At 60.9% G+C, this 3,190-nt stretch carries 7 protein-coding genes; 4 read left to right on the top strand and 3 right to left on the bottom strand.

The features are described from left to right. The 4 genes from AB4Y32_RS40155 to AB4Y32_RS40140 form a co-directional block, all read left to right on the top strand. Nucleotides 1-255 (top strand): nitrogen fixation protein NifZ (locus tag AB4Y32_RS40155; RefSeq protein WP_368726537.1); only part of this gene is annotated, 255 nt, incomplete at its 5' end. Beyond that, nucleotides 252-590 (top strand): hypothetical protein, encoded by a 339-nt coding sequence (locus tag AB4Y32_RS40150; protein WP_368726536.1) that lies wholly within the window; start codon nt 252-254, stop codon nt 588-590. The genes AB4Y32_RS40155 and AB4Y32_RS40150, both read left to right, overlap by 4 nt. 20 nt (nt 591-610) lie before the next feature. After that, the gene (gene nifT, locus AB4Y32_RS40145; RefSeq protein WP_028371630.1) at nt 611-829 is read left to right on the top strand and encodes a putative nitrogen fixation protein NifT; all 219 of its coding nucleotides are present in this window, start codon (nt 611-613) and stop codon (nt 827-829) included. 40 nt (nt 830-869) lie between these two features. Continuing rightward, nucleotides 870-1,112: a hypothetical protein gene (locus tag AB4Y32_RS40140; protein WP_342945353.1), complete on the top strand. Its 243-nt coding sequence runs from the start codon at nt 870-872 to the stop codon at nt 1,110-1,112. Nucleotides 1,113-1,179: 67 nt separating this feature from the next. Here the strand turns inward: AB4Y32_RS40140 and AB4Y32_RS40135 are convergent, their stop codons facing one another. The 3 genes from AB4Y32_RS40135 to AB4Y32_RS40125 all read right to left on the bottom strand — a co-directional run bounded on the left by AB4Y32_RS40135 (nt 1,180) and on the right by AB4Y32_RS40125 (nt 3,056). Continuing rightward, nucleotides 1,180-1,302: a winged helix-turn-helix domain-containing protein gene (locus AB4Y32_RS40135; RefSeq protein ID WP_368726535.1), complete on the bottom strand. Its 123-nt coding sequence runs from the start codon at nt 1,300-1,302 to the stop codon at nt 1,180-1,182. A gap of 911 nt (nt 1,303-2,213) precedes the next feature. Next, nucleotides 2,214-2,456, bottom strand: coding sequence for an FmdB family zinc ribbon protein (locus AB4Y32_RS40130; protein ID WP_342937519.1), 243 nt, complete (start codon nt 2,454-2,456; stop codon nt 2,214-2,216). Between the two features lie 9 nt (nt 2,457-2,465). Beyond that, entirely contained in the window at nt 2,466-3,056 is a 591-nt protein-coding gene (locus tag AB4Y32_RS40125; RefSeq protein WP_342945355.1) for an ankyrin repeat domain-containing protein, read from the bottom strand. Between the last annotated feature and the right edge of the window lie 134 nt (nt 3,057-3,190).

Below are 3,190 nucleotides of genomic sequence, written 5' to 3'. Positions count from 1 at the left end.
CGGTTTTACATCTACGCGGTTCATTTCGTTGAAACAGACCGCAAGGTCGGCATGCGGGCGAAGGAACTGTGCACGCTCGACCATCTTCCCGATGACGTGCTCGCCTGTCTGGGCGAGCGGGCCAAGGCTCTTCGCTCGATCGACCAGATACTGCCGGCGGCGACCGCGGAGGATGGGCGAAGCCTTTGGCGCGCGGAATACCGGGGCGATGCATCGGGCAATCGAGTCCGAGCTAGCCCTATTCGTGAGGCATGAGCGTGGTTGTACTGCACGACAGCTACACCGATGGCGGATATCGCGACCGGGGCGAAGATAAGTGTGTCCTGAGGGCCGGCTCCCTCGGCGAGATCGTCGACGTCGGGCAGGTTGTTGAGACCGGTGAGCCGATCTGCCTCTTTGACGGCTTATGGTCGGCTGCCGGGAGGGCAAAACTGTTTCTGCACCAGTGCGGCAATCGTGCAAGGAGACGACTTGGACGCGTGACGGTTTATGTATCGCCGCGACGGCATTTCTCGCATGCTGCCAGCGTCGCCACTTTTGCTCGCGCCGTATTCAAAACGATGTGCGTTCGCACGGCGCAAATTTCCTAACCAAACCAGGAGCTTTTACTGTGAAGATCACCATCCGAAAGGATAGCAAAGGCATACTCTGCGCCTACATTCCGAGGACGGATTTGGAGGAGCCAATTGTTTCAATCGCGCGGGCGCGAATGTGGGGTGGGCTCGTCACGCTTGCGAACGGCTGGAAGTTCGAGTTGCCTGAGATGGCGCCCGACACCGTGCTTCCGGTCACTGTGGAAGCACGGCGCCTGGCGGGCGGGCACGACTAACATGGCGCTTACGGCAGCTCAGATACATACGATAACCGAATTGGTTCTCTACGAGCCGACGTTGTCGGAAGCCGCAGCAAGCTGGCGCAAGCGCTATCCCGACGTGCGTGTCATTCGTATCAGCGCGGTCGAACTGCTCAATGAAGAGCCGGCGGTGGAATTTCGCGGTCGCCGCGTCTATTTCGCGACGTCAACAGGGGTTTGCGTCTCCGTGACTGCGGAAGCCAGTGAGGCCGATATGCTTATCTTAGCCGAAGATGGCGCGTACGATGGATACTATTGAAATCGCGCTTAGCGAGCCAGCCCGTGGAGAACGAGAGAACGAACTCGTTCATGCCGTATTGCAGTCGTCATGCTGGAGCGATGGGCCAATGCTTCAGGTATCGACCGACCGTCCACGCAGACACCTTGATGCCATACTGGCGCTCGGTGAGTTGCGCTACCGACTCGCGGGTCCACAGGTTGAATGCCAACGCCAGCTGGGCATCCGTTCTATGATCAGCTTGCGGATTCTCACTTCCTCCCGGTAATCCAACCGGCCACGTCCCGGCCGACGGCTACGCTTGCTCGGCCTGAGCGATCTCAGGCCGACTTCTCGCGACTGACTGCATCATCCAGTTGCCTACTGCCCGCGGACTTTCCCCGAATATGTGAGCCGGCGTGGTCTGCGTCATCCCATCAACCACCGCTTGCACCACTATTTTTCTCAGTACTCCTGCGAGGCTCCGTCGAGATGTCAGGCATCAGTTTTCATCTTTATACCCGCTTAGCGCACTACGCACTATTTGGTGCCCTGTCAGTAATTGCTGGAGCGGGTTGCATGGAGGTTGCCATGGCACAGCGCCAAAGCCTGGCGTACGAGTTGCGTTACATGAGCTGGCGCTGGACCGCGGACCGTAAGTCCGTGCTGGTTGGTGCTAGCGCACCGTTGCCGGGGATGAGCGAATTGACGGCGGCGCTCGGTCTGGCAAAGCTGGTGCGACTTGGGGAACGGCTCCGGCCGGGGACGCCGAGGGAGTGCGCTGGATGCTCACGTGGTGCACCTAGGCAAGCGATTCACGCACAGCGCGTGCCAGAATGATCGACGACATGCAGCCTTGAGGGATGGAAACTGCGGCCTACAGCCATCCTTTCACCAGCAGTTTCGCAACGTGCGGGCCTCCGACGCGATCCGAGCTGAGCGTGGCTTCTAACGCGTAGCGGATCGGTGACAGTGCGCCAGCATTGCAGCTACATACGCAGCTCCGTGCGCACCCGTGAGGTACATCGTCAGGGCGCTCAAGGGCACGGCGATCAACTTCGACGCTGGAGCCGCTATCTATCTCTCCAGGCGGCAGCAGCAGTTCCCGGCTGGACAAGCCGCCGTACCATTGCTGCTGCCGCTTCAACCGCGGCGCAGGAGGTTGCTGCGTTCTGTAGCCGTGTAGTTGCTGAAATGGCCTTCGCGTGCGGCCTGACGGCGTGCCGCCGCGATGATCGCTTTGCTGCGGGCGGGAGCGCACGGCGCACTGACCTGTTTATCCAGCGCGGTACTGCGACAGCGCGGGCAAAGAGGCGTCGTGCCAGCGCGCACCAGCGCTTCGAAATGCAACGCGCAGTTGCGGCATAGGTAGTCGTAGAGCGGCATGAGTTCTTTTCAGCGCGAAGCGTTATCTGGCAGGACGCTACCCGGAAACCGTGGTTGCCTCAGTTCCGCGACGTACCGATCGGTGGCGGAGGTCGATCCGCGCCGGGCGTCCCTGAGCCGGCCTACCGTACGCAGGAGCTGCAGTCCGAAATCGGTTGCCATGTCGAATGCATTTCGCCCGTCGGGCGCAACGAGGCTGTCGCTGGCGCCGAGCGATATCAGCAGCAACATGACCTCGAACCGGCCGCTGGCGGCGGCCTCCATCAGGCACGTGATGTCGTTCCCGTTCATGTGATCAATATCGAGGTCGGCCCCGACCAACCGTAGGATCGATGCGCGTGCGCCGCCCAGACACGCGTACCAGAGTGCCTGATTACCTTCGTCGTCGAGCGCGCCGACGTGTGCACCTTCATCCAGCAACGCTGCGACTATGCTGTCTTCGCCGTGCAGCGCTGCCACCATCAGCGGCGTCATGCCCTCAATGCTGCGCGAGTGAATGTCCGGGAAGTCGTGGCTCGACAGCCATGTTGCGAGCGTTGCCCACGTGACATCGTGGCGGCTTGCGCTTTCGTATGGGACAGTGTTGGTGAGCAGTGACATGATGACACTCCGGCTCAGTGGATAGGCGCCGCCGTCACGCGCGCCCGAAAACGCTGAAATGATACGTCAGACGGGCCTGTTTTCGTTTGGATTGCGAACCGGCCCCATCGCTTCGAGTCCGTCCGCGTAGCTGA

The organism is Paraburkholderia phymatum (genome assembly GCF_040965635.1).
In the GTDB taxonomy this organism is placed as follows: Bacteria; Pseudomonadota; Gammaproteobacteria; order Burkholderiales; family Burkholderiaceae; genus Paraburkholderia; species Paraburkholderia phymatum_B.
The sequence above is the reverse complement of the archived record's forward strand: the minus strand, read 5'-3'. Positions and strand labels throughout refer to the sequence as shown.